This window comes from Prauserella alba (assembly GCF_024171735.1).
GTDB lineage: Bacteria > Actinomycetota > Actinomycetes > Mycobacteriales > Pseudonocardiaceae > Prauserella > Prauserella alba.
This window is the reverse complement of sequence record NZ_JAMTCH010000003.1, coordinates 950958-976999: the sequence shown is the minus strand read 5'-3', so window position 1 is coordinate 976999 and position 26042 is coordinate 950958. Positions and strand designations below refer to the sequence as shown.

Sequence of the window (26042 nt, the reverse complement as noted above, 5' to 3'; positions counted from 1 at the left end):
TCTTACGGGTCAAGCAGCTCGGGCGTGTCGGCGTCGCGGCCGCCACCGACGTCGCCGCAGTCGACGAGCCGCACGTCGTCGCGGCCGCGCAGCCAGTCGCGGGCGCCCCGGTCGCCCGCGGCCTGCGCCGCGATCTCCTCCCACCAGCGACGCCCGAACAGCACGGGATGCCCGGGCGCGCCCGCGTACGCGGCACGGGCGACGACGTCGGTGCTCGCATGGGTCAGCATCCGCTCGACGACGTCGGCGCCGACGTCGGGCAGGTCGACGAGGTGGACGAGCGCCGCGTCCGGCGGCGGATCGATCTCCGCGAGCGTATGCAGCCCTGCCCGCAGCGAGGCGCCCATTCCCTCGGCCCAGTCGTCGGCGACGACCGCCCGCGCCCGGCCGGGCACCAGCGGCCGCGCCTCCGTTGCCCGTGCGCCGAGGACGACGACCACCGGATCGCAGCCGCCGTCCAGCAGCGCGTCGGCGGCGCGTGTCACGAGGGCCGCACCGCGGTGTGTCGCGAGGGCCTTGGGCATGCCGAAGCGGTTGCCCTGTCCCGCAGCGAGCAGCAGGCCGGCCGTCATGCGCGCGGTGGGGCTGCGGCGACGAGGTCGGCCTCGATACGGGCCGCCGCGTCCCGCAACGGTGGCAACAGCTCGGCCCGCATCGCCTCCGGGCTGCGGCGGGACGCGTGCGTGGAGAGGTTCACGGCCGCGGCGACGGTCCCGTCGGCGCCGTGCACGGGCACGGCGATCGACCGCAGGCCGTCCTCCAGTTCCTGGTCGACGAGCGCGTATCCCGCTTCACGCACCTCGGCGAGCTCGGCGCGCAGCGTGTCGGCCGAGTCGGTGGTGCGGTCGGTGAACCGGTCGAAGGTGGCCGCGGTCGCGTAGGCCCCCAGCGCCTCGTCGGACAGCCCGGCGAGCAGCACGTGCCCCATCGACGTGGCGTGCGCCGGGAAGCGCGTGCCGACGCTGATCGTCACGGCCATGATCCGCGACACGGCCACCCGCGCGACGTACACGATGTCGGAGCCCTCGAGCACCGACATCGAACTCGACTCGCTCACCTCGGCCGACAGCCGCTCCAAGTGGGGCTGTGCCAGTCCAGGCAGCGACAGCGCGGACAGGAACGAGTAGCCGAGTTCGAGCACCTTGGCGGTGAGCGAGAAGTGCCTGTCGTCGCTGCGCACGTAGCCGAGGTCGACGAGCGTCAGCAGGAACCGCCGCGCGGCGGCACGGGTCAGCCCGGTGGCCTTCGCGACCTCGCTGAGCGTCAGCCGGGGCGTCGCCGGGCCGAACGCGGTGATGACGGCCAGGCCGCGTTCCAGCGACTGCACGTGGTGCGTGCCCCTGCCCCGCTCGCCTCCGTCCGGCGAGCTCTCGGCGCCCGTCGTCTCCTCGCCGTCGGCCGTGTCGCCACCCTCCGCCGCGGCGGCTGCTGCTCCATCCATAGGGGACCCAACCTAGCCGGGGAGCCTCACGCCTTCGCGAGGTGCGTGGTGATCAGCTCGGTGAACCGTTCCGGCTGTTCGACGTTGCCGAGATGCGCGGCACCGGGCACGACCTCGAGCCGCGCGTCCGGCACGGCGTCGGCGATGACGCTGCCGTGGCCCTCCGGCGGCGTCGCCGGATCGTCGGCGCCCGCGACCACCAGGGTCGGCACCGGGATCGACGGCAGCCCGCCGACCAGGTCCATCGTCGCGATGGCGTGGCAGCACGCGGCGTACCCTGCCGCGGGGGTCGCCGCCGTCATGTGGTGGTACTCGCGCCGTTCCTGCGGGTGGGAGGCCAGCCAGTCCGGGGTGAACCAGCGTTCGATACTGCCGTCGGCGATCGCCGTCATGCCTTGCTCCCGGGCGGTGCGGCCGCGTTCGAGCCACGACTCCGGCGTGCCCAGTTTCGCCGACGTGCAGCACAGGACGAGGCTGCGCAGTCGTTCGGGCGCGTGGATGCCGAGCCACATCCCCGTCATGCCGCCGAGTGACAGTCCGACGACATGGGCCCGGTCCACGCCGAGCGCGTCGAGCAGTTCGAGCACGTCACCGCCGAGGTCGGCCATGGTCGCGTCCCCGGCCGGGACGGCGGTGCGGCCGTGCCCGCGCTGGTCGTACCGCACGACGCGGTAACCCTCCCTGACCAGCGGCTCGACCTGCGGCTCCCACATCGTCAGGTTGGACCCGATCGACCCGGACAGGACGACGACGTCGCCGTCGGCCGGGCCGTCGACCACACTGTGCACCTGCATGTGTTCTCCCTCGCTGTCTACTCCCGTGCACCCGGGAACCTGCCCGGGCACGTCGGTGTCAGGCCTCGAGCACGACGGCCAGGCCCTGCCCGACGCCGATGCAGATCGCGGCCAGACCGTACCCGCCGCCGCGGCGCCGCAACTCGTGGGCGAGCGTGCCGAGGATCCGGCCACCCGAGGCGCCGAGGGGGTGGCCGATGGCGATGGCGCCGCCGTTGACGTTGACGATGTCCGGGTCGAGTTCGGGCCAGTCCGCCAGGCACGCCAGCGATTGTGCGGCGAAGGCCTCGTTGAGTTCCACCGCGGCCAGGTCGCCCCAGCCGATGCCGGCCCGCTGCAACGCGATCTCGGCGGCACGCACCGGGCCGATGCCGAACACGTCCGGGTCCACGCCCGCCGCGCCGCGTCCTGCGATGCGGGCCAACGGCGTGGCGCCGACCCGGTCCGCTCCCGCCCGGTCGCCGAGCAGCAGCGCGGACGCACCGTCGTTGAGCGGTGATGCGTTGCCCGCGGTGATCGTGCCCGCCGCGCGGAACGCCGGTTTCAGCTTCGCCAGCTTGTCCACAGTGGAGTCCGAGCGGATACCCTCGTCCCTGGTCACCTCGGCGCCGGGAACCGGGACGACGTGCGTGTCGTAGAAGCCCTCTTCCCACGCCTTCGCCGCGTTCACGTGACTCCGGACGGCGAACTCGTCCTGCGCCTCCCGCGAGATCCCGTACTGCTCGGCGACGCGTTCGGTCGACTCGCCGAGCGACACCGTCCACCGCTCCGGCATCCGCGGATTCACCATCCGCCAGCCGAGCGTGGTCGAGTGCAGTTGCTGGTTCCCCGCGGGGAACGCCTTCTCGGGCTTCTGCAGGACCCACGGCGCCCTGCTCATGGATTCGACACCGCCCGCCACGGCCAGGGACGCGTCCCCGACGGCGATGGTCCGGCTCGCCTGCATCGCGGCGTCGACACCGGAGCCGCACAGCCGGTTGACGGTGCTGCCGGGAACGGACGTCGGCCAGCCTGCGAGCAGCGCGGCCATGCGCGCCACGTTGCGATTGTCCTCACCCGCCTGGTTGGCGTCGCCGAGAAGCACCTCGTCGACCGTCGCCGGATCGAGGCCACTGCGCTCCTGCAGCGCCGACAGCACGTGCGCGGCCAGATCGTCGGGCCGGATTCCCGCGAGCGCTCCGGCGTACTTGCCGAACGGAGTGCGGACGGCGTCGAGAACGAAGACGTCGGTCACTGCGAGGCCTCCTTGAGCGTGCGCAATGTGGACAGTTCGGCCGCGGTCGGCGCCTCGGTACGGGTCAGCTCGTCGGACACCCGCAGCTCCCATCCGGTCGCCGCACGCACGTCGTCGACCGCCACCCCGGGGTGCAGCTGAGTGAGCACGAGCTCGGCCGTCTCCGGGTCCGGCCGGAGCACGCCGAGGTCGGTGATCACCAGCGTCGGGCCCGCACCCGGCAGGCCGAGCGCCTCCCGGTCGCCCTTGCCCGAACCGTGACCGACCGAGGTCACGAAGTCGACCTTCTCGACGAAACTGCGGGCGCTCTGGCGCACCACGACGAAGACTTCCCGGCACGATGCGGCGATCTCCGGGGCACCGCCCGCGCCGGGCAGTCGTACCTTCGGGTCGGCGTAGTCGTCACCGATGACCGTCGTGTTGATGTTGCCGAACCTGTCCAGCTGCGCGGCCCCGAGGAATCCGACGTCGATGCGCCCCGGCTGCAGCCAGTAGTTGAACACCTCGGGAACGCCGATCACCGCGTCGGCGGTCTCGGCCAGCACCCCGTCACCGATCGACGACGGCAGCACGTCCGGTTTGGACCCGAGCGTGCCGGATTCGTAGATCAGCACGAGGCCGGGGGCATGGGTCCGGCGTGCCACGTTCGCCGCCGTCGACGGCAGGCCGATGCCGACGAAGCAGCGTTTACCGTCCTCCAGCGCGCGGGCCGCGGCGATCGACATCATCTCGTCGGACGTGTAGTCCGGCTGCGCGCCGGACGCAGCGGTCGTGGATACGGCCGGGGTCATCGCACACCCTCCTTGTCGCCGGTCGCCTCGGTCGCGGACCCCTCGGCGAGCACCTCGTCGCGGACCCAGCCGCGGAAGGTCTCGCGGTCGCGCCCGATGGAGTCCCAGTACTTGTAGTAGTCGTTGTCGCGTTCGTAGTAGCCCTGGGCGTACGACGGGTGCGCGCCGCGCGGAGCCTCGGCCACGGCGGTGACGGCCCAGTGCGGCAGCACGACCTGCCCGACGACCGGTTCGAGTTCGTCGACGACCTCCTCGACCGTCACGAGACTGCGCCCGGCTGCCAGCACGGCCTCCTTCTGCACGCCGACCAGGCCCCACATCTGCACGTTCCCGGCACGGTCGGCGCGCTGTGCGTGGATGATCGACACGTCCGGATTGAGCGCAGGCACCGCCGCGAGCTCCTCGCCGGTGAACGGGCACGTGATCCACTTGATCGTGGCGGTGTGCTCGGGCAGGTCCGTACCGCGGTACCCGCGCAGCACCGCGAACGGCAGGCCTGAGGCGCCGGCGACGTACCGGTTGGCCATGCCCGCGTGACTGTGCTCCTCGATCTCCAGCGGCACCGGCCACGCGTGCTGCACCGCGTCGCGGAACCGGTGCAGCGAACCGACGCCCGGGTTGCCGCCCCACGAGAAGATCAGCTTCCGCGCACAGCCCGCACCGATGAGCTGGTCGTACACGATGTCCGGCGTCATGCGGACCAGGGTGAGGTCCTTCCGCCCCTGCCGGATGATCTCCCGCCCCGCCGCGTGCGGGATCAGGTGCGTGAATCCTTCGAGCGCGACGACGTCGCCGTCGCGCACCAGTTCGCCGACCCCGTCGGTCAGCGACACGATGTCAGCCACCTTCTGCCACCTCGTTCACCCGATACCGGCGGACTGTCACCGCCGTGGTCGTCGCACGTACGCCCGGCCCGTGCACGCGGCCCACGCCGAGCCTCGCCGTCGTTCGTAGCGCCTTCTCCTACCGTGCGTTCGTATGACGCACGTATGTTCTTCATATGAACATACGTGGCGGTGAAACATCCCGTCAACACACGACGACGCGGGCCGACCCCAGCGCACCTCCCCCGCGCACGACAACGCCCCCGCGGGCCGCATGTGGGCCGCGGGGGCGTCGCTGAAGAACCGGATCTCAGGTGCTGCTGCCGGGCTTCTCCGGCGGACCTCCGGCACCCGGGTCGCCCGCAGCCGGGGCCGACTCGGCTGACGCAGTGTTCTCGGTCGACGCGGTGTTCTCGGTCGCGGCACCGTCGTCGCCGGTGTCCACATCGGACGACGCCGATCCCGGTCGTGTCGCCGGTCCGCCTGCCTCGGCGTCACCGGTGCCGGCATCACCGTCGCCGGACGCAGCAGTCCCGGACTCGGCAGTGTCGGATTCCGCGGTGCCGGACGGCGATCCGGCTGCGCCGCCGTCACCGGAGTCCGGATAGTCCGGGTCGTCCGGGCTGCGCAGCGTCTCCGGCTCCTCCCGCGGCCCCTTGGCTCGTGCCAGGACGAAGTACACCACCGCGCCGAGGAACACGAGCACGGACACCCACACGTTGACGCGCTGGCCGAGGATCTCGTTGGCCGGGTCGGTACGCATGATCTCGATCCAGAACCGGCCCGCCGTGTATCCCGCGACATACAGGGCGAACACCCGGCCGTGGCCGAGCCGCAGCCTACGGTCGAGCCAGATGATCAGCAGCGCGACGCCGAGGTTCCACAACAGCTCGTACAGGAACGTCGGGTGCACGACCTCGACCGGCACGTCGTTGATCGCCACGCCGCCGAGCGGATCCTCGACGGCCGGATTGTCCGGCGACACCCGCCGATAGATCTCCAGCCCCCACGGCAGATCCGTGGGCCCGCCGTAGAGTTCCTGGTTGAAGTAATTCCCGAGGCGGCCGACGGCTTGCGCGATGACGATGCCGGGCGCGACGGCGTCGGCGACGGCAGGCAGCGGGATTCCTCTGCGGCGGCAGGCGATCCATGCGCCGACCGCGCCCAGGGCGATCGCGCCCCAGATGCCGAGTCCGCCTTCCCAGATGTACAGCGCGCGGACCGGATCGCGGCCCTCACCGAAGTACAACTGGTTGTCGGTGATGACGTGGTAGAGCCGACCACCGATGAGGCCCATCGGCGCGGCCCACACCGCGATGTCGATGATCGTGCCCTTGGTACCGCCCCGCGCCTGCCAGCGGCGCTCGCCGAGCCAGATCGCGACGACGATGCCGACGATGATGCAGAGTGCATACGCCCGCAGCGAGAACGGGCCGATCTCCCAGACGCCACGATCCGGACTGGGAATGGTGGCGAGGAAGGCAGAAGAGGCGATACTCACAGGGTCACCGTAACGTGGCGTACCCGGCCGGGCTCGACCGCGTCACGCACGTGGCCGGCGCACGCCCTCGGCCAGCTCCTTGGTCAGCGAAGCGACCGCGTCGGTGCCCTCGCCGGCCTTCGTCACCAGCGCAGACCCGACGATGACGCCGTCGGCGAACGACGACACCTCGGCGGCCTGGTCCCCGGAACGCACGCCCAGCCCCACGCCGACCGGCAGGTCGGTGTGCGCGCGGGTGCGGTTCACGAGTCCCTGCGCCGCGGCTCCCACGGAATCGCGGGCACCGGTCACACCCATCACCGCCGTGGCGTAGACGAACCCGCTCGCGGCCGCGGTGGTCAGCGCGATGCGCTCGTCCGACGACGACGGTGCGACGAGGAAGATGCGATCCAGCCCGTGGGCGTCCGATGCGGCGATCCACTCGGATCCCTCGTCCGGGGTGAGGTCCGGCGTGATCAATCCGAGTCCGCCCGCGGCGGCGAGGTCGCGGGCGAACGCGTCGACGCCGTAGTGGAACACGGGGTTCCAGTACGTCATCACGACCGCACGCCCGCCGCGGTCGGCGACCGATTCGACGACCTCGAACAGGTCCTTGAGGCGGAAACCGTTGCGGAGAGCCGTGTCGGCGGCGGCCTGGATGGTGGGACCGTCCATGACGGGGTCCGAGTACGGGAACCCGACCTCGACCAGATCCGCGCCGGCGTCGACGGTCGCGGCGAGCAGGTCCTTGGACTCGGCGACCGTCGGGTACCCCGCGGGCAGATAGCCGATCAGCGCGCCGCGGCCCTCGCCGCGGGTCTGCGCGAACAGCTCGTCGATGCGGCTCACACGCCCTCCACGAGGTTGAAGTACCGGGCGGCGGTGTCGACGTCCTTGTCGCCGCGGCCGGACAGGCTGACCACGATCACGCCGTCCGGGCCCAGTTCCCGGCCGAGCTGCAGCGCGCCCGCGAGCGCGTGCGCGGATTCGACCGCGGGAATGATGCCCTCGGTCTTCGACAGCAACTGGAAGGCATCCATGGCCTCGTCGTCGGTGACGGCGCGGTACTCGGCGCGGCCCACGTCCTTGAGGTGGGAGTGTTCCGGGCCGACGCCCGGATAGTCGAGGCCCGCCGAGATCGAGTAGGCCTCGATCGTCTGCCCGTCGTCGTCCTGCAGCAGGTAGGACAGGGCGCCGTGCAGCGTGCCCGGCGTGCCCTGCGTCAGGGTCGCGCCGTGCTCGCCGGACTCGAGTCCCTTGCCACCGGGTTCGAGGCCGACCAGCCTGACGTCGGTGTCGTCGAGGAAGCCGTGGAAGATGCCGATCGCGTTGGACCCGCCGCCGACACAGGCGGCGACGACGTCCGGCAGCCGGCCCGTCCGCTCCAGGATCTGCTCGCGGGCCTCCTGCCCGATGACCTTGTGGAAGTTCCGCACCATCACCGGGAACGGGTGCGCACCGGCGGCGGTGCCCAGCAGGTAGTGCGTGGTGTCGACGTTGGTGACCCAGTCGCGCAGCGCTTCGTTGATGGCGTCCTTCAGCGTGCGCGAACCGGTCGCCACCGGAACGACCTCGGCGCCGAGCAGCCGCATGCGGGCCACGTTGAGCGCCTGCCGTTCGGTGTCGACCTCGCCCATGTACACGACGCAGTCGAGGTCGAGCAGGGCACACGCGGTCGCCGTGGCGACGCCGTGCTGACCGGCTCCGGTCTCGGCGATGACGCGCTTCTTGCCCATCCGCTTGGTCAGCAACGCCTGACCGAGCACGTTGTTGATCTTGTGGGAGCCGGTGTGGTTGAGGTCCTCACGCTTGAGGAAGATCCGCGCACCACCGGCGTGCTCGGCGAACCGGGGCGCCTCGGTCAGCAGCGACGGCCTGCCCGCGTAGCCGGAGAGCAGCCGCTGGAACTCGGCGGTGAACTCCGGATCGTGCTGCGCCTTGTCGTACTCGGCGGCGAGTTCGTCCAGCGCGCCCATGAGCGCCTCGGGCAGGAACCGGCCGCCGTAGTCACCGAAGTGACCGCGGGCGTCCGGGTCGTGCGGCGACGGCTGCGGAGCGGTGTCGGCCATGCCGGTCACCGGCTCGGACGCGGACAGGCGGGATGGGACCCCGCGGTGACGAGCTGCACCAGTGCCGCCTTCGGGTCGTCGGTACTCACGAGTCCCTCGCCGACCAGCACCGCGTCGGCGCCGTGGCCCGCGTAGGCCATCAGGTCTCCGGGACCGCGGACCCCGGACTCGGCGATCTTGAACGTCCCCATCGGCAGCCCGGGCGCGAGCCGCGCGAAGACGTCCCGGTCGACCTCCAGGGTGTGCAGATCGCGGGCGTTGATGCCGATGACGGACGCGCCCGCCTCCAGCGCGCGGTCACACTCCTCGGCGTTGTGGACCTCGACGAGCGCGGTCATGCCCAGCGACTCGACGCGGTCGAGCAGCGCGGCGAGCGCGTTCTGCTCGAGGGCGGCCACGATGAGCAGCACCATGTCGGCGCCGTGCAGCCGGGCCTCGTGCACCTGGTAGGGGCTGACGACGAAGTCCTTGCGCAGGATCGGCACGTCCACGGCGGCCCGCACGGCGTCGAGATCCGCCAGCGACCCGCCGAACCGGCGCTGCTCGGTGAGCACGCTGATGACGCGCGCGCCCGCGTCCTCGTAATCCTTGGCCAGCACGGCAGGATCGTGGATCGCGGCAAGGTCGCCCTTCGACGGGCTCTTCCGCTTGACCTCGGCGATCACGCCGATGCCCGATTCCTGCAGCGAGCCCATGACGTCCCGTGGCGCGGGAGCCTCCGCGGCACGCTTCTTCAACTCGTCGAACGGCAGCGCCGACTCACGCTCGGCCAGGTCGGCCCGTACGCCCGCGACGATGTCCTCGAGAACGCTCACCGGCCGACCTCACCGGGTGCCGGGGCCGTTGATTCACTCGCAAGGTGGCTCACAAAAACCTTCCCCTTCCCGCTCAACCGATGCTAACCCGCGGGCTCGTCCAGACCGGGCAGCGGGTCGGAAACAGCCCGACCCACCACGGGTTTCACTCGGGCCCGCCGTCGCGCGGCCGATCGGGGCCCGCCGGCCCACCCGGCCCGACCTCCTCACCGGACGCGGTCCCGTCGCCCGGCGCGGGCGCGGAGTCGGTCGGATCGTCACCCTCCGACAGTGCGTCCCACAGTTCGACGTCGGGGTCCGTCGCCGCTTTGCGCTCTCCGGGGGCGGCATACTTCGCGCCCATGCGTGCCATCCGGTGCCCGCGCCACGCCAACACCGCACCCGCCAGCGCGATGCAGGCGCCGCCGGCGACGGCGGCCGCGGGACCCCAGAACGTCCACGCCGGCTCGGCCGTGCGGCCGTCGTAACCGGGAGCCCAGCCGGACCAGGCGATGTCGCGGGTGTCGCCCGCCAGCGCCAGGTACCCGGTCCACGCACCCACGACGGCCAGCAGCACGCCCAGAGCCCGCCGTGCCACACCGCGCAGGGCGAGCGCCGCGGCGACGGCAGCCAGCGCCAGCAGCGCGATCGGCACCGGCCACTGGACCAGCTCACCACCGGTGAAGTCGTCGGCCAGCCTTCCGTCGACCGTGCGGCCCTCCGGCACCTCCAGCCACACCAGGCCCGATGCGCCCCAGAGCGCGCCCGCGCCGAGGAGCAGCACGACCACGACCGTCCACAGGGATCGCTTGCCCTCCGCTGCGGTCTCTCCTGCCCCGACGGTCTCTCCTGCCCCGACGGTCTCTCCTGTCCCGGCGCCGCCACCGGTACCGGGGTGCTCCCCGGCACCGTGCGCACCGGTCTCGTGGTCAGACACCGTCGTCGCCCGTCGTGCCGGTGGGCGAAGGCACCGGCCCGGGTGAGGAGATACCCGCAGGCCGCAGCGTGCCGGCCGCCGCGACGGCCGACAACACGGTGCGGGCCTTGTTCAGGGCCTCGTTGTCCTCGTAGTCGGGTTCGGAGTCGGCGACGACCCCGCCGCCCGCCTGGACGTAGGCCACCCCGTCGCGCACGAGGGCCGTGCGGATCGCGATCGCCGTGTCGGCGTCGCCCGCGAAGTCGAGGTAGCCCACGACACCGCCGTACAGCCCGCGCCGGGTCGGTTCGAGTCGTTCGATGAGCTCCATCGCGCGCACCTTCGGCGCGCCGGAGAGCGTGCCTGCGGGGAAGCACGCGGCGACGGCGTCGATCGCCGCCGCGTCGTCGGCGAGCTCACCGGTCACGGTCGACACGATGTGCATGACGTGGCTGTAGCGCTCGATCGCGAAGAAGTCGACCACCTGCACCGAGCCGGGCTTGCACACCTTGCCGAGGTCGTTGCGGCCGAGATCGACCAGCATCAGGTGCTCGGCCCGCTCCTTCTCGTCGGCGAGCAGCCCCTTGGCGAGCTGGGCGTCCTCCTCCGGATCCGCGCCGCGCCAACGGGTGCCGGCGATGGGGTGCGTCGTCGCCTTGCCGTCGCGCACCGTCACGAGCGACTCGGGGCTCGACCCGACGATGTCGAAGCCGTCGAGACGCAGCAGGTACATGTACGGGCTCGGGTTCGAGGTGCGCAGCACCCGGTAGATGTCCAGCGCGTCGGCGCCGGTGCGCAGTTCGAACCGCTGCGACGGCACCACCTGGAACGCCTCGCCCGCGTGGATGGCTTCCTTCGCCGCCTCGACGGCCGCATGGAAGTCGTCCTTGCTGCGCGCCCGGTCGAACTCGGGCACGGGCCGGTCGAACACCGCGTTGGTGGCGGGCGCGGGCGCGGCGAGCCGGGCGGTCATGGCGTCGAGCCTGCGGACCGCGTCCTCGTAGGCGGCTTCGACCCGTTCGGGGCTGTCGTCCCAGTTCACCGCGTTGGCGATGAGCGTGACCGTGCCCTCGTGGTGGTCGAACGCCGCCAGGTCGGTCGCCAGCAGCATCGTCACCTCGGGGATGTCGAGATCCTTCTCGGCGATCTCGGGCAGCCGTTCGAGCCAGCGCACCGCGTCGTAACCGATGTAGCCGACCATGCCGCCGGTGAGCGGTGGCATCCCGGGCAGTGGCTCGGTGTGCAGCGTCTCGAGCGTCTCGCGCAGCACCGCCAGCGGGTCGCCGCCCGAGGGCAGGCCGGCCACCGGAGTTCCCGTCCACACCGCCTCGCCGTCGCGCACGGTCAGTGCCGACGGGCTGTGCACGCCGATGAACGACCATCGCGACCACGACTCGCCGTTCTCCGCCGATTCGAGCAGGAACGTGCCGGGGCGGTCCTCGGCGAGTTTGCGGTACAGGGCGACGGGCGTGTCGGCGTCCGCGAGCACGCGGCGGACGACCGGGATCACGCGCCGGTCCTCGGCGAGTTCGCGGAACTCCGAGGCCGTCGGCGTGACAGCGCCCAGGCCGGCACGGGCGGCCTCGACGGAATGGGCAGTGACCATGGGTTCATTGTGCCGTCGCTGCCCACCGGGCCCGGCGGTGGGATCGCGGCCCGCGGATCAGCGATGATGGCGGGGTGACCAGCACACCCCACCGCACCGCCGACGACGGATCCCGGCGCCGCGGCCGCAGACCCGCCGGGGAGGACACGCGCACCGCGCTGTTGGAGGCCGCCCGCGCCGAGTTCGCCGACGGCGGGTTCGCCGGAGCGACCGTGCGGGCGATCGCCACCCGCGCGGGCGTGGACGCCGCCATGGTCAACCACTGGTTCGGCGGCAAGGACCAGCTGTTCGCCGAGGCCGTGCTGCAGGTGCCGTTCGACCTCGCCGACGTGGTCGCCAGCGTCACCTCCTACGGCCACGACCGCCTCGGCGAGGGCATCGTCCGCACCTTCGTCGGTCTCTGGGACGGCGCGGGCGGCGACCGCTTCACCGCGGTGATCCGGAGCGTGACCAGCAGCCCCGAGGCGCTGGAGACGCTCCGCGGTGTCCTGGTCGCCAAGGTGATCGGACCGGTCGTGGCGGCTGCGGCCACCGACCGCCCCGAGCTGCGCGCATCGCTGTGCGCCAGCCAGGTGATCGGCCTCGGCATGGCACGCTACGTCGCCCGGTTCGAACCGCTCAGTTCCGCCGACCCGGACACGGTCGTCGCGGCGGTCGCCCCGACGCTCCAGCGCTACCTCACCGGCGACCTCGAAGGGCCGTGATCCGCGGCCGCGCGGGTCACCTGCGGAATCAGTCCGGCTGCGGGTCGTCGGCCAGCAGGAGGTCGGCGTCGAAACACGTCCGCGCGCCGGTGTGGCAGGCCGGGCCGGTCTGGTCGACCCGCACCAGCAGGGTGTCGGCGTCGCAGTCCAGCCGGACCTCGCGCACGTGCTGGACGTTGCCCGAGGTCTCGCCCTTGACCCACAGTTGCTGCCTGCTCCGCGAGAAGTAGGTGGCGCGGCGCGTCGTGAGGGTACGCGCGAGCGCCTCGTCGTCCATCCACGCCACCATGAGCACGTCCGACGTCGCGTGGTCGACGACCACGGCGCACACCAGCCCGTCGGCACCCCGTTTGAGCCTGCCCGCGACGGCCGGGTCCAGGCCCGTTCCCTCCCCGCTCACCGGACCTCCACGTTTCCGGCCTTCAGGGCCGCCTTGACGTCGCCGATCGTGAACTCCCCGAAGTGGAACACGCTGGCCGCCAGCACCGCGTCGGCGCCGGCGTCGACCGCGGGCAGGAAGTGCTCGACCGCGCCCGCGCCGCCGCTGGCGATCACCGGCACCCGCACCGCCTTGCGCACGAGCCGCACCAGTTCGAGGTCGAACCCGGTTTTCGTGCCGTCGGCGTCCATCGAGTTCAGCAGGATCTCCCCGACGCCGAGCTGTTCGCCTCGCAGCGCCCATTCCACGGCGTCGATACCGGTTCCCCGCCGTCCGCCGTGCGTGGTCACCTCGAAACCGGACGGTGTCGGCTCTCCCCCTTCGGGCACCCGGCGGGCATCGACCGACAGCACGACGCACTGCGCGCCGAACCGCTGGGACGCCTCCCGCAGCAGTTCCGGACGGGCGATCGCCGCCGTGTTGATGCTGACCTTGTCGGCGCCCGCCCGCAGCAGCCGGTCGACGTCGTCGGTGCTGCGCACCCCACCGCCCACGGTGAGCGGGATGAACACCTGCTCCGCGGTGCGCCGCACCACGTCGTAGGTGGTCTCACGGTCGCCCGAGGACGCCGTCACGTCGAGGAACGTCACTTCGTCGGCGCCCGCGGCGTCGTAGGCGCGCGCCAGCTCCACGGGGTCACCCGCATCACGCAGGTCGACGAAGTTGACGCCTTTGACGACACGTCCCGCATCGACGTCGAGACACGGGATCACCCTCACTGCAACGGACATACCCCCAGACTAGGCAAGCCGCGCGGACCACGTCCGGTTGGGCGGTGGTGGGAGAACGGCGGCACCGAGGAGGCAACGCGGAGCGCGTCCGGTCGGGCGGCGGAGGGGAACGGGCGGGCCGCTGCCACCCGCGCGGAGGGCGTCCGTTCGGGTGGCAGCGGACGACGATCGGGCATCACCGCGGCGATGCCGGGGAAACCGGTCCGCACAACAGGGATCCGCCGTCGTCGGACGCGATCATCGCGCGCGGTGTCGCCCCGGCTCGACCGGCGGTCCTGCGTACGATCTCGTGACTGTGACGGCAGACGGAGTAATGGTCGCAACCCGAACGGCGGCAGAGACCGCGCGCCCGCAGGAAACGTCGGCGCCCGGGTCCGGAACGGCGGGCCGGTCCCGGTGGCGTGCCCGCCTGCCCGCCGCCGCAGCCGTGATCGCGGGTACCGCCATGATCGGCGCACACGGCGCCTACTACGGCAATTGGATCGTCGACGACGCGGCGATCTCGTTCTCGTACGCGCGCAGTTTCTCGGAGGGGCTGGGGCCCGTCGTCCAGGCCGGTGCCCAGCCGGTCGAAGGGTTCTCCAACGTCACGTGGACACTGCTGCTCGCGCTGGCCCGGCTCGTCGGCCTGTTCGATCACGGCACGATCTTCGGGATTCCGGACTACGTGTTGCTGCCGAAGGTGCTCGCGCTCGTGCTGTGCGCCGGCATCCTGACCGCGTGCCACGCCGCACTGGCCCGCGTGCTCGTGCGGCCCTGGCTCGGGACTCTCGCGGTGGGCGGACTGCTCGCGATGACACCGTCGTTCGTGATCTGGGTCGTCTCCGGACTGGAGAATGCGCTGTACGGGCTGCTGGTCGCGACGCTGGCGGTGCTGGTGTTCCGGGCCGTGCTCGACGACGCCCTCCTGCGGTGGCGGCTGGCGGTCGGTGCGGGCCTGCTGGCCGCGCTGGCCGCACTCACCCGGCCCGAGGGGCTGATCTACGGCGGGGTCTATCCGCTGGTCGTGCTGGGAATGCTGCGGCGGTCGCCGGGACCGGTGTCGGCGAGCGTGCGGCACGTCGCACTGTCGGTGGCGGCGTTCGTCGGGGCGACCGGTGCGTACTTCCTGTGGCGCCGCATCACCTTCGGCGAGTGGCTCTCGGCGCCGTCGATCGCGAAGTCGCAGGGCCTTCCGTATCCGACGGACCTGGCGAAGGCGGGGCAGATCGTCGGCTATGCGGGCGCGCCCGCGATCCTGCTCGTCTGCGTGTTCGTCGGGATGCTGCTGGCCAGGCCGCCGTGGTGGCGGCGCGGACTCTTCGCGCTGCTGGTGCCGTTGGGGTTGGCGCTCGTCGCGTTCACCGTGCTCGAGGACGACTGGATGGGACACCTCCGGTTCGCCACGCCGATCTGGGTACTGGGCGCGCTCACCGCGGTACTGGCCGCCGCGGAGGTCGTGCGGCGCGTGCGTGGCGGGGCGCGGGCGGTGGTCGTGACCGGGATGGTGGTCTCCCTGGTGGCGAGTGGATCGTCGTTCGCGGTGGCCGCCTACGACTTCCGCCGCGCGCCGACGTTGTCGGCCTGCCATGTCGCCGACCGTTACGGCCGCGCGTTCAACGGCTACGCCGACCTGCTCGGCCTCGAGCGCGCATCACTCCTGCTGCCCGATCTCGGCGGCACGTCGATGACCAGCAGGCTGCGGCTGGTCGACATGGCCGGGCTGACCGACATCCGCATCGCGCACCTGATCCGCAACGAGGACAGGGCCGGCACGAAACGCTACGTCTTCGGTGAGGTGCAGCCCACGTTCATCCACACCCGCGTGCCGTGGACGGGCGAGGGTGACATCACGGAGGATCCGCGATTCACCCGCGACTACGTGCGGATCTTCGCCGAGCCCGGGCATCAATGGCCGGACGGCGACTGGGTCCGCCGGGACGTGGTGCCCGACCAGGCGACGCTGGAGCGGCTGCGCGCCTACGCGCAGGCGACGGCGGGTCGGGTCGCCGATTACTCGGTCGCCCCCACGAGTTCGTGCGGCGACACCCTGGGCGTCGGCTCGACCCTGCGACCGGCGCCGCCCGGCGGCCGCCCCACCGAATAGGCTCGCCTCGTGAGCGATCTGCAGCGCCGCGAACTGGAGCGGCTCGGCGCCGAGAAGTACGTGCTGCTGACGACGTTCCGGCGGTCGGGCACGGCGGTACCGACCCCGGTGTGGATCGCCCGCGAGGGCGACGAGCTCGTGCTGTACAGCGCACGCGACGCGGGCAAGGTCAAGCGCATCCGCGCGGGTTCGGACGTCGAGGTGACGGCCTGCGACGTCCGCGGCGCGAAGACCCACGGCGACACCGTGCGCGCGACGGCCAGGGTGCTCGACGAGACCGGCAGCGCCCGCGCCCGCGAGGCGATCGCCCGGAAGTACGGGCTGTTCGGCAGGCTCGCGATGCTGGGCAGCAGACTCCGCGGCGGCACGTCCCGCACGGTCGGTATCGCCGTCACCCTGGCCGGATAGCCCGGCGGAAAACGTGGGTTCCGCGGCGGCTCAGACCGCGGCGACGGCGGCGAGAGCTTCCGGCAGGGTGAAAGCCTGGGCGTAGAGCGCCTTGCCGACGATCGCACCTTCGACACCGTCGCGTTCGAGCGCAGCCAGCGATCGCAGGTCGTCCACACTGGACACCCCGCCGGAGGCGATGATCGCGGCGTCGGTGCGGGCGGCGACCTCGCGCAGCAGGCCGACGTTCGGCCCCTGCAGCGTGCCGTCCTTGCTCACGTCGGTCACGACGTAGCGCTGGGCACCGTCGTGGTCGAGCCGGTCCATGACCTGCCAGAGGTCGCCGCCGTCCTGTGTCCAGCCGCGGGCGGCGAGCCGGTAGCCGTCCTCGCCGATCCGTACGTCCAGGCCGATCGCCACGCGGTCGCCGTACTCCGACACGACCTTCGCGCACCAGTCGGGCGATTCGAGCGCGGCCGTGCCCAGGTTGACCCGCCGCGCGCCGGTGTCGAGCGCGGCCTTCAGCGACTCGTCGTCGCGAATGCCGCCCGAGAGTTCCACCGCGGCGTCGAGCTTCGCCACGACGTCGGCCAGCAGTTCCCGGTTCGACCCCTTGCCGAACGCGGCGTCCAGGTCGACCAGGTGCACCCACTCGGCACCGTCGCGCTGCCAGGTCAGCGCCGCCTCGAGCGGCGATCCGTAGGACGTCTCGGTGCCGGCCTCGCCCTGCACCAGGCGCACGGCCTGGCCGTCGGCGACATCAACCGCGGGAAGGAGTGTCAGCGTCACAGGTGCCAACTCTAAGGCCCGGCTGCGCCGATCGGCCTACAGGGGCACGTGCCCGCGGAGGACCGGTGCCGACGGACCCCACGTCGCGGATCGCACAACGAGGGATCACAGCAACTAGGGATCACAACAACGAGTGATCGCAGCACCGCCGGGCCGCACGGGACTACAGCGCGGTGAGCCAGTTGCGCAACAGCTGCGCCCCGGCGTCGCCCGACTTCTCGGGGTGGAACTGGGTCGCGCTCAGGGCGCCGTTCTCCACGGCGGCGACGAAGTCCTCGCCGTGGTGGGCCCAGGTCACCCGTGGCCGGCTGCCGCCGAGCTCCGATTGCAAGGTCCATTCCCGTACCGCGTAGGAGTGCACGAAGTAGAACCGCTCGGCGGGGTCGATGCCGTCGAACAGCCGGGACCCCTCGGGCGCCCGGACCGTGTTCCAGCCCATGTGCGGGAGGACGTCGGCGTGGAGCCGTTCGACCGTGCCGGGCCACTCCCCCGTGCCCGCGGCCTCGACGCCGTGCTCGACGCCGCGGTCGAACAGGATCTGCATCCCGACGCAGATGCCCAGCACGGGCCTGCCACCGGCGAGGCGCTTGCCGACGATGCGGTCCCCGTGCACCGACCGCAGCCCCTCCACGCACGCGGCGAACGCGCCGACCCCCGGCACGACCAGCCCGTCGGCCTCCAGCGCCGCCTGCGGGTCCGCGGTCACCTCGACGTCGGCGCCCGCACGCGCCAGGGCGCGTTCGGCGCTGCGGAGGTTGCCTGATCCGTAGTCGAGAATCACAACTGAGGGCACGGCTCCAGGTTACCCGCCGCGCCGGGGCGCCACGGTCACCGGCAGCAGCGCCAGCGACCACACCGCGAGCAGCCCGAAAGCCACGCCGTAGGACGCGGCCGACACGATCGCGCCGACGGCCACCGCGCCGAGGCCCTGGCCCGCGTCGAACGCCACGTTCCACGAGATGCTCGCCCTGCCCGCCGTGGTGCGCTGGAACATCGACACGAGCGAATCGTTCTGCACGGCACCGAACCCGATGCCGAACACGATCATCGACGTCACGGCGAGCCACACCGGCCCGCTCTCGCCGAACACCGCGTACCCGGCGAGGCCGAGACCGGACAACGCCCGGCCCGGGGTCAGCAGCCGGCCGGTCCACCGCGTGCCGAACCGGCCCGCGGCCCAGCGCGACAGGGTCGTGGCGAGCGGCATGAGAAACAGCGCGACCGACGATTCCGGGGCGAGCAGCAGGATCGGCGTGAACGTCGCCAGTGCGCCGAGGCCGGTCGAGGCGGCGAGCATCGGCAACCACGGCCGCCACGTCACGCGCACGGTCGTGAGGAATCCCCCGCCACGTTCCGGTTCGGCGGTGGGCCGCGCGGGCGGGAGGCACACGGCGGGTACGAGTGCGAGCGCGGGTAGCGCGGTCGCGAGCAGGAACACCGCGACGAAACCCCAGTGCTCGGCCAGCCACGGACCTGCGGGCAGCCCGATGAGCTGTGGCAGTCCCGTGGCGAGGCCGTAGATGCCCGATCCCCGCGGCACGGCCGCGGGTGGCAGAAGTTCGGCGATGAGCGCGCTGCCGCACACGGTCAGCAGGCCGAACCCGACACCACGCAGCAGCGAGAGCGTCAGGATGCCCTCGGGGGAGCTCCATCCGATGAGCACCGGGGTGGGCACGCCGAGGAACGCGATGCCCGCGAGGATCGCCGTGCGGTAGCCGTAGCGGCGCACGAGCACGCCGGTGCCGAGCTGGGTGACGACCGTGGCGGCCATGAACACGCCGGTGGCGGCGCCCGCGGCGAACGTGCCGGCGCCCTGGCGGACCGCCCACAGCGGGACGACGGGAAGCAGCAGCGAGAAGCCGGTCAACGCGAGCGCGGTCGCGACGAGCGACAACCGGAACGGCCCGTGCCGCCACGGTGAGTCGGCGCGGCGGGGAGCCACGGATGCGTCGTCAGCCATGGCGACAGTTCTAGTACGTGCGTACAGTTCCCACCAGGGGCGGGTGCCGGGAACATGCGCGGGATCTCACCAGCGGGACTTCACCAACGGGGCCTCACCGCGGGGCGGCCCAGGAGGTCAGTTCGTCGGCGGTCCAGGTGTTCACGATCCGGTCAGCGGTCACGCCGCACTCGCTCGCCCGCACGCAGCCGAACGGCAGCCACGACAGCTGCCCCGGCGCGTGCGCGTCGGTGTCGACGGCGAACCGGCATCCCGCCTCCTGCGCGAGCCGCAACAGCCGCCGCGGCGGGTCGAGCCGCTCCGGCCGCGAGTTGATCTCCACGGCGACGTCGAACTGCCGGCAGGCCGCGAACACCGCCTCCGCGTCGAACTGCGACTCGGGCCTGCCCCGTCCGGTGACGAGCCTGCCGGTGCAATGACCGAGGATGTTCACCCGCGGGTTCGCCACGGCCGTCAGCATCCGCTCGGTCATCTCCGCCGCGGGCATCCGCAGCTTCGAATGCACACTCGCGACGACCACGTCGAGCTGGTCCAGCAGATCCGGGTCCTGGTCGAGGGAGCCGTCGTCGAGGATGTCGACCTCGATGCCGGTGAGGATCCGCAGCGGGGCGACGCGCTCGCTGCATTCGGCCACGGCGTCGAGCTGCCTGCGGAGCGCATCGGCCGACAGGCCGCGGGCGACCGTCAGCCGCGGCGAGTGGTCGGTGAGCACGAGATACTCGTGGCCGAGCGCGCGGGCGGCCTCGGCCATCTCCTCGATCGAGCTGCCCCCGTCCGACCAGTCCGAATGGGTGTGACAGTCCCCGCGCAGAGCGGCATACAACGGCCCACCGTCCGGGATGCCGGGGGCACCGCGCGATTCGAGATCGGTCAGGTACGCCGGTTCCCTGCCCCGCACGGCCTCCGTGATGACCCCTGCGGTCGTCTTCCCGATCCCGGCCAGTTCGGTCAGCGTGCCCGTCTCGACACGACGCGCGAGCTCACCGTCGGGCAGGTCCGCGGCCACGGCGGCGGCGTTGCGGAAGGCGCGCACCCGGTAGGTCGGCTCGCCCGAGCGTTCCAGGTGCAGGGCGATCTGGCGCAGCACGTTCACGGGGTCCATCGCTCACCTCGCCGTTCGGCGGCTCACCCGGCCGCGGGACTCGTCCGGGCCGTGGGACTCACCGGCCGCCGGTCGCGGTCGGCGTACTACGATCCGGTGGCGCCATTATCGTGGACGTCGGCGGTTGTCACGCGGCGCTGCCGATCACCGGACCCGGTCGGCACCCACACCCGGCGTGACTACGCCGTCAGCCATCCGGACCAGTGCGACCTACGACCGTCGTAACCCGTTCCGGCCTGCGAGAACGGCCGACGGTGGTCCGGTGGGGGTCGCGTCGCACCCCCGTGCGCACAGGCCGTATCTTGACCCGGTAGTCGGGGTCCGTTATTGCACGCACAGCGCGTGGAGGGGTTGTTTTGCCGCAGGAACCTCGGTGGCCAGGGCCTTCGGAATCGCAGCCGAACGAGTGGCCCGAATCCCACACCGAGCAGACCGACATTCTGCCTGCCGTCCCACCATCGGGCACGGACAGCACCGAGTCTGCTACGGAGAGCACACAACTCATCCCGGGAGCCGGGGACGGCGGGGACCCGTCCGGCTCCGCGGAGCAGGTCACCGGGCCGGGTGAACCGGAGGATTCGGCCGGGCCCGGCGGCGCGACGACCCCTGAACACGCCGCGGCCCGGCCGCCGACCGCGGCGGAGGCCACCCAGCACATCGCGTGGCCCGAGACGGACGCGGAGACCACGCAGCAGGTTCCGGGGCCCGCCGCCGGCTCGGGCGACGACACGGTCGTCACCGCGGCGGCGGGTGCGACGACCTCGCCCGCCACGGCACCGCCGGACACGGCGAGCGAGACCACGCAGTACATCCCCTCCGTCCCGACCGGGGATGCACCGCCGCACCACCTGACGGCGGCGCTGCCCGCGCAGGGCGCCGCGCCGGGACCCGGCGGAGCGCCCCAGCCCGGGGGCGCCGCGCCCGAGGACGACGGCACCGCCGGCACCGACCCGGCCGGGAAGCGCCTCGCAGGCAAGGCCCGCAAGCCGCTGCTGATGGCCGCCGCCGTCATCGGCGTGCTGGCGCTCGTCTACGTGGTCGACGTGTTCGTCACCTCGGGTGACGTGCCGCGTGGAACCGTCGTCGCGGGCGTCGAGGTGGGCGGGATGAACCGCGCCGAGGCCGAGGACAAGCTGCGCTCCGAGCTGGAACCGCGCATGACGCAGCCGGTGCAGTACCGCGCGGGCGACGTCGACGGCGAGTTCGACCCCCAGCAGGCCGGCCTCCGGCTGGACTGGCAGGAGACCCTCGACCGGGCGGGCGACCAGCCGCTGAACCCGTTCAGCCGGATCGCGTCGCTGTTCACCGAGCGCGAGGTCGACGTCGCTACCGAGACCGAACCCAACCAGCTCGAGAACGCGCTCGTGTCGGTGCAGGAGACCGTCGACCGCGAGCCCGTGGAGGGCACGATCGAGTTCGAAGGCGCCACCCCGAAGGCGGTCGAGCCGAAGAACGGCCAGAAGCTCGACGTCACCGGCGCCGAGAACGTGATCACGCGGGACTGGGCCGACGGCAAGCGGATCGAGCTCCCGGTCGGCAGCACTCCCGTGTCGGTCAGCTCCGAGGACGTGCAGGCGATGTTGCGCGACGTCGCCGAACCGGCGACGTCGGCACCGGTCCTCGTACGGGGTGACGGCGCGGACGGCACCCTCGAACCCGAGGAGATCGCGTCGGCGCTGAGCTTCACGCCCGAGAACGGCAAGCTCACGCCGAAGATCGACCGGAAGAAGATGGCCTCCGGCGTCCAGGAGGAGCTGTCGAGCACGGTCCAGAAGGGCCGGGACGCCCAGATCGTGTTCGAAGGCGGTTCGCCCACGGTCAAACCGTCCAAGGACGGCAAGCGCATCAAGTGGAAGGAAACGTTCCAGCCACTGATGGACGTCCTCAAGCGCGGCGGGGAGCGCGAGATCACGGCCAAGTACGACAAGCAACCGGCCGAGATCACCACCAAGGACGCCAAGCAGCTGGGCGTCAAGGAGGTCATCGGCGAGTTCACGACCGGGGGCTTCGCCCCCGACTCGGGCGTGAACATCCGCCGCGTCGCCGAAGAGGTCGACGGCGCCATCATCAAGCCCGGCGAGACCTTCAGCCTCAACCAGCACACGGGTCCGCGCACCAAGGCGCAGGGCTACGTCGAGGCGGGCATCATCGAGGACGGCGCGCCGGGCAAGGCCGTCGGCGGCGGGATCTCGCAGTTCGCGACCACGCTGTACAACGCGTCGTACTTCGCGGGCATGACCGACGCCGGTCACCAGGAGCACAGCTACTACATCAGCCGCTATCCGGAAGGCCGGGAGGCGACGGTGTTCCAGACACCGGACGGTGCGAGCGTCATCGACCTGGCCTTCACCAACAACCTGCCGAACGGCGTGGCGATCCAGACCCAGTGGACGCCGAACGACATCACGATCAAGCTGTGGGGCACGAAGAAGTACGACGTGCAGTCCCGCACCGGCGACCGCTCGAACATCGTCAAGCCGAAGGAGAAGCAGGGGCCCCGGGGCGAGAAGTGCTCGCCGAGCGACGGTGCGCCCGGTTTCACCGTGACGGACACGCGGATCCTGCGTGACGTCGAGTCCGGCGCGGTCAACGAGGAGACCCGGACGGTGAAGTACAACCCGCAGCCCAAGATCGTCTGCGGGAACAACCGGCCCTGACGCCGGGCGCGGCCGCCGCCCTGACGACGGTCCGACGGCGAACGTGACGAGCGGGCGGCCCTCGACACCGGCCGCCCGCTCGTCACGGCTCGGCGGGTGTCAGCGCACGGTGAGGATCGACCGCAGGTGCGAGACCTCGGACATGCGGCGCTCGGCCAGCCGGTCGGCGGCGGTCACGGCGGGCACGCCCTCCTCGTCGGCGAGCGCGAACACCGCCTTCGCGGTGTCGTACAGCGACGTCGCCTTGAGCCGGGCCCGGTCCGCGTCGTAACCGCGCAACTCGTCACTGACCTGGATCGTGCCGCCCGCGTTGACGAGATAGTCGGGGGCGAACAGGATGCCGCGGTCCTGCAACAGCTTCTCGACGCCGGGGTGGGCGAGCTGGTTGTTGGCCGCCCCGCAGACGATGGCTGCGCGCAGGGCGGGCACGGTGTCGTCGTCGAGCACGCCGCCGAGTGCACACGGGGCGAAGATGTCCACATCGGACGCGACCAGTGCGGCGGTGTCGTCGACGACGTCCACCGACGGGTGGACCGCCCGGACCTGGTCGACGGCCCGCTCGTCGACATCGGTGATGACGATCTCGGCCCCCGCCTCGGCCAGGTGCCCGACGAGCAGTTTGCCGACCTTGCCGACGCCTTCCACGCCGACACGCTTGCCCTTCAGATCCGGGCTCCCCCAGGCGTGTTCCGCCGAGGCGCGCATGCCCTGGTAGACACCGAACGCCGTGAGCTGCGAGGAGTCGCCCGCACCGCCCTCCTCGCGTGAGCGGCCGGTGACGAACCCGGTCTCGCGGGCGATGACGTCCATGTCGCGCACGTAGGTGCCGACGTCGCACGCGGTGATGTACCGACCGCTCAGTGACTGGATGAACCGGCCGTAGGCACGCAGCAGCGCCTCCGTCTTGAGCGTGGCGGGGTCACCGATGATGACCGCCTTGCCACCGCCCAGATCGAGCCCGGCAAGCGCGTTCTTGTAGGCCATCCCCTTCGACAGGGCCAGCACGTCGTCGAGCGCCGCGTCCTCGTCCGGATAGGGGTAGAAACGGGTGCCGCCGAGGGCGGGGCCCAGCGCGGTCGAGTACACCGCGATGATGGCCTTCAGTCCGGTGGCACGATCATGACAGTAGACGACCTGCTCGTGGCCGCTCTCGCGGCCGAATACACCGTCGGTCACGGGTGGTGACTCCTTTGTCGGTTCCGGCCCGGCGCCGGTCGGCGCCCGCCGGGATCGGTTGTGGTCCACGGCGACGACTGCGGGGTTGCCGCAGCGCACACCGCGCGAGATCACGATAGCCCCGCGTCGAGGCGAGGGGGAAGCGACGGACGTCGCCGACCGCTCGCCCGGGTCACCGCGCAGCGGCCGGTACCAGCGGCCATGCGGTGCCGGGCGCAGCGGCCGGCAGCGACGTCACGGTCGGTGACGAGCAACGGCCGTCGACGCCTGCGCCGCCGGGGCCCGGGGTGTCGGCGGGGTTGCCGCCGGAAGGGTCGACGGCGTCCTCGCGGCCGTCCCGGAACTCGCGGGCGCTTCCGGAACCGGAGTGGGTGCCGGCCCGCCCCGACGAGTCCGCGCGCCCGTGCCGGCGACGGTGACCGTGCCGAGCGCCGAGGCGACGGCCGCGTCGGCGAGCCCCGCGAGCTCCCTCCGATCACCCGCGCGCCCCGGCGCGATCTCGGGGCACACTGTCAGTTCGAGGGTCAGGTCGGCGACGGCGACGGTGCGCCGGAGCGAGGCGACGAGCGATTCGGGGCCGATGAACGCGGGCCGGGTCGTCTCCCTGCCGCCTGCCAGGTACCGGACGGCCACCGGTCGCACGGGTACGCCCGCATCCATCGCCGCCTGGAACATCGCAGGACGGAACGGGCCGGACGCCGCACCGCACCACGTCGTGCCCTCGGGGTTGACGGAGACCAGCGCACCGGAGCGCAAGGCCGCGGACACTGTGTCGACGGCCGCGGGCAGCGCGGACAACCGGTCACGGTCGAGGAACACCGTGCCTGCCCGCGACACCAGCGGTCCCAGCACCGGCCACGAGGCGATCTCGCGCTTGGCGAGCGCCCGCATGGGGCGCATCGCGTTCAGGCCGAGGATGTCGGCGAACGAGATGTGGTTGCTGACCACGAGTGCACCGCGGCCGCTGCCGGCGAGCTCGCCGCGCACCACGAGCCGGATCCCCAGCGCGGCCAGCAGCCCGCGCAGCAGCCCGCGCAGGAGCCGGTCACGGCCGGGCCGTATCGCCAGCACCGGCGCCAGTAGCAGGCTCGTGAGCACGACCAGGACCGCCCCGGTCAGCCGCAGCGTCCGCCGTACGGCACCGACACGTGCCTCCTCCGGGGTGAGGCAGCCGTCGCCGCACGGCGACACCGGCATCCACGGGTGGCTCATATCGCAGCCCCCAGGAAGTACTTGAGGTACCGCTGCTCGACCCGCTGCAGGTCCAGCAGGACGAAGAAGTCGGCGACGTCGAAGTCCGGGTCGTGTGCGGGCGGACCGCAGACCCGGGCACCCAGGCGGACGTAGCCCCGCAGCAGCGGTGGCAGTACGGGACGCACGGGACGGGGGGTCTGGTCGCACTGCCACGGCCGCAGCGGTGTCACGCGGTGGGCGTCGTCGGCGAAGTGCTTGGTGGCCACGATGTCCCAGACCCCGGCGGCTTCCGCTCCGCCGTCGGACAGCGGAACCGAGGCGCATCCGGCCAGGTATCGGTGTCCGGAGAGCAGCATGTACCGCGCGATACCGGCCCACACCAGGCTGACAACGGCCCCCGTGCGATGGCCGGCGTCCACACAGGACCGTCCGGTTTCGACGAGCGAACAGCGCAGTGGATTCAGTGCCGTCAGGTCGAATTCCGTGTCGGAGTACAGCTGCCCGGCCTCGCGGGCCCGGTCCGGTGGCAGCATCCGGTAGGTACCGACGATGGCGCCGGTGTCGTCATCGGTGACCACGAGGTGGTCGCAGAAGGCGTCGAACGGATCGACGTCCAGACCGCCCGGCCCCGGTGCGAGCCGCGCGCCCATTTCCTCGGCGAAGACACGGTGCCGCAGCCGCTGTGCGGCGAGCACCTCGTCCTCCCCCGCGGCGACGCGCAGTGAATACCGCGCACCGCCCGCCGTCCGGTCCGTACTGAGCAGGGGCTGTGACCGCGTCATGACAGGGATGCTCGCGCCGGCAGGGAAACCCCGACGGGCACCGGCCGTGGCCGGTGGCTGCACACCCGGTGAACGCTGCGTTCACC

General features: G+C 72.0%; 25 protein-coding genes. 4 read left to right on the top strand and 21 right to left on the bottom strand.

What is annotated here, in order from left to right; all coding sequences use genetic code 11:
- Positions 1–2 precede the first annotated feature (2 nt).
- From LY12_RS04420 to LY12_RS04365, 12 genes are all read right to left on the bottom strand, one after another.
- Entirely contained in the window at positions 3–572 is a 570-nt protein-coding gene (locus tag LY12_RS04420; RefSeq protein WP_253853421.1) for a nucleotidyltransferase family protein, read from the bottom strand.
- A complete protein-coding gene (locus tag LY12_RS04415; protein ID WP_253853420.1) occupies positions 569–1441 on the bottom strand; it encodes an IclR family transcriptional regulator domain-containing protein in 873 nt (290 codons plus the stop codon). Before LY12_RS04415 ends, LY12_RS04420 begins: the two co-directional genes overlap by 4 nt.
- 26 nt (positions 1442–1467) lie before the next feature.
- Positions 1468–2235: a 3-oxoadipate enol-lactonase gene (gene pcaD, locus LY12_RS04410; RefSeq protein WP_253853419.1), complete on the bottom strand. Its 768-nt coding sequence runs from the start codon at positions 2233–2235 to the stop codon at positions 1468–1470.
- A gap of 58 nt (positions 2236–2293) precedes the next feature.
- Positions 2294–3469 carry a thiolase family protein gene (locus tag LY12_RS04405; protein ID WP_253853418.1) on the bottom strand — a complete coding sequence of 392 codons (1176 nt, stop codon included), beginning with the start codon at positions 3467–3469 and terminating at the stop codon, positions 2294–2296.
- On the bottom strand, positions 3466–4260 hold the full coding sequence (locus LY12_RS04400) for a CoA-transferase subunit beta (protein ID WP_253853417.1): 795 nt from the start codon (positions 4258–4260) through the stop codon (positions 3466–3468). The genes LY12_RS04405 and LY12_RS04400 overlap by 4 nt, the downstream gene beginning before the upstream one ends.
- A complete protein-coding gene (locus LY12_RS04395; protein WP_253853416.1) occupies positions 4257–5105 on the bottom strand; it encodes a CoA transferase subunit A in 849 nt (282 codons plus the stop codon). The genes LY12_RS04400 and LY12_RS04395 overlap by 4 nt, the downstream gene beginning before the upstream one ends.
- 289 nt (positions 5106–5394) lie before the next feature.
- On the bottom strand, positions 5395–6585 hold the full coding sequence (lgt, locus tag LY12_RS04390) for a prolipoprotein diacylglyceryl transferase (RefSeq protein WP_253853414.1): 1191 nt from the start codon (positions 6583–6585) through the stop codon (positions 5395–5397).
- A 42-nt stretch (positions 6586–6627) separates the two neighbouring features.
- Positions 6628–7413, bottom strand: coding sequence for a tryptophan synthase subunit alpha (gene trpA, locus LY12_RS04385; RefSeq protein WP_253853413.1), 786 nt, complete (start codon positions 7411–7413; stop codon positions 6628–6630).
- Entirely contained in the window at positions 7410–8633 is a 1224-nt protein-coding gene (gene trpB / locus LY12_RS04380) for a tryptophan synthase subunit beta (RefSeq protein ID WP_253853412.1), read from the bottom strand. Before trpB ends, trpA begins: the two co-directional genes overlap by 4 nt.
- A 5-nt stretch (positions 8634–8638) precedes the next feature.
- Entirely contained in the window at positions 8639–9448 is an 810-nt protein-coding gene (gene trpC / locus LY12_RS04375) for an indole-3-glycerol phosphate synthase TrpC (RefSeq protein WP_253853411.1), read from the bottom strand.
- 145 nt (positions 9449–9593) lie between these two features.
- The gene (locus LY12_RS04370) at positions 9594–10364 is read right to left on the bottom strand and encodes a Trp biosynthesis-associated membrane protein (RefSeq protein WP_253853410.1); all 771 of its coding nucleotides are present in this window, start codon (positions 10362–10364) and stop codon (positions 9594–9596) included.
- Entirely contained in the window at positions 10357–11949 is a 1593-nt protein-coding gene (locus LY12_RS04365) for an anthranilate synthase component I (RefSeq protein WP_253853409.1), read from the bottom strand. The genes LY12_RS04370 and LY12_RS04365 overlap by 8 nt, the downstream gene beginning before the upstream one ends.
- Positions 11950–12023: 74 nt before the next feature.
- Here LY12_RS04365 and LY12_RS04360 point away from each other — a divergent pair, with 74 nt between their 5' ends.
- A complete protein-coding gene (locus LY12_RS04360; protein ID WP_253853408.1) occupies positions 12024–12653 on the top strand; it encodes a TetR/AcrR family transcriptional regulator in 630 nt (209 codons plus the stop codon).
- 28 nt (positions 12654–12681) lie between these two features.
- Here LY12_RS04360 and hisI read toward each other — a convergent pair whose 3' ends face one another.
- Together hisI and hisF are read right to left on the bottom strand one after the other, a co-directional pair.
- Positions 12682–13053, bottom strand: coding sequence for a phosphoribosyl-AMP cyclohydrolase (gene hisI, locus LY12_RS04355; RefSeq protein WP_253853407.1), 372 nt, complete (start codon positions 13051–13053; stop codon positions 12682–12684).
- Positions 13050–13823 (bottom strand): imidazole glycerol phosphate synthase subunit HisF, encoded by a 774-nt coding sequence (hisF, locus tag LY12_RS04350; protein ID WP_253853404.1) that lies wholly within the window; start codon positions 13821–13823, stop codon positions 13050–13052. Before hisF ends, hisI begins: the two co-directional genes overlap by 4 nt.
- Positions 13824–14136: 313 nt before the next feature.
- Here hisF and LY12_RS04345 point away from each other — a divergent pair, with 313 nt between their 5' ends.
- Both LY12_RS04345 and LY12_RS04340 read left to right on the top strand, forming a co-directional pair.
- Positions 14137–15909 (top strand): hypothetical protein, encoded by a 1773-nt coding sequence (locus LY12_RS04345; protein ID WP_253853402.1) that lies wholly within the window; start codon positions 14137–14139, stop codon positions 15907–15909.
- A gap of 9 nt (positions 15910–15918) precedes the next feature.
- Positions 15919–16317 (top strand): PPOX class F420-dependent oxidoreductase, encoded by a 399-nt coding sequence (locus LY12_RS04340; protein WP_253853400.1) that lies wholly within the window; start codon positions 15919–15921, stop codon positions 16315–16317.
- A 30-nt stretch (positions 16318–16347) separates the two neighbouring features.
- Here LY12_RS04340 and priA read toward each other — a convergent pair whose 3' ends face one another.
- The 4 genes from priA to LY12_RS04320 form a co-directional block, all read right to left on the bottom strand.
- Positions 16348–17085: a bifunctional 1-(5-phosphoribosyl)-5-((5-phosphoribosylamino)methylideneamino)imidazole-4-carboxamide isomerase/phosphoribosylanthranilate isomerase PriA gene (priA, locus tag LY12_RS04335; protein ID WP_253853398.1), complete on the bottom strand. Its 738-nt coding sequence runs from the start codon at positions 17083–17085 to the stop codon at positions 16348–16350.
- Positions 17086–17248: 163 nt separating this feature from the next.
- Entirely contained in the window at positions 17249–17878 is a 630-nt protein-coding gene (gene hisH, locus LY12_RS04330) for an imidazole glycerol phosphate synthase subunit HisH (protein ID WP_253853396.1), read from the bottom strand.
- Between the two features lie 9 nt (positions 17879–17887).
- A complete protein-coding gene (locus LY12_RS04325) occupies positions 17888–19045 on the bottom strand; it encodes an MFS transporter (protein WP_253853395.1) in 1158 nt (385 codons plus the stop codon).
- A gap of 94 nt (positions 19046–19139) precedes the next feature.
- The gene (locus LY12_RS04320; protein WP_253853394.1) at positions 19140–20147 is read right to left on the bottom strand and encodes a PHP domain-containing protein; all 1008 of its coding nucleotides are present in this window, start codon (positions 20145–20147) and stop codon (positions 19140–19142) included.
- 995 nt (positions 20148–21142) lie between these two features.
- Between LY12_RS04320 and LY12_RS04315 the strand changes: the two genes are divergently transcribed.
- On the top strand, positions 21143–22804 hold the full coding sequence (locus LY12_RS04315; RefSeq protein WP_253854882.1) for a VanW family protein: 1662 nt from the start codon (positions 21143–21145) through the stop codon (positions 22802–22804).
- 99 nt (positions 22805–22903) lie between these two features.
- On the opposite strand, the gene LY12_RS04310 is transcribed toward LY12_RS04315, so the two are convergent.
- From LY12_RS04310 to LY12_RS04300, 3 genes are all read right to left on the bottom strand, one after another.
- Positions 22904–23980: a Glu/Leu/Phe/Val dehydrogenase dimerization domain-containing protein gene (locus LY12_RS04310; RefSeq protein ID WP_253853393.1), complete on the bottom strand. Its 1077-nt coding sequence runs from the start codon at positions 23978–23980 to the stop codon at positions 22904–22906.
- A 234-nt stretch (positions 23981–24214) separates the two neighbouring features.
- Entirely contained in the window at positions 24215–25192 is a 978-nt protein-coding gene (locus tag LY12_RS04305; protein ID WP_253853391.1) for a lysophospholipid acyltransferase family protein, read from the bottom strand.
- On the bottom strand, positions 25189–25956 hold the full coding sequence (locus LY12_RS04300) for a GNAT family N-acetyltransferase (protein WP_253853390.1): 768 nt from the start codon (positions 25954–25956) through the stop codon (positions 25189–25191). Before LY12_RS04300 ends, LY12_RS04305 begins: the two co-directional genes overlap by 4 nt.
- Positions 25957–26042 lie beyond the last annotated feature (86 nt).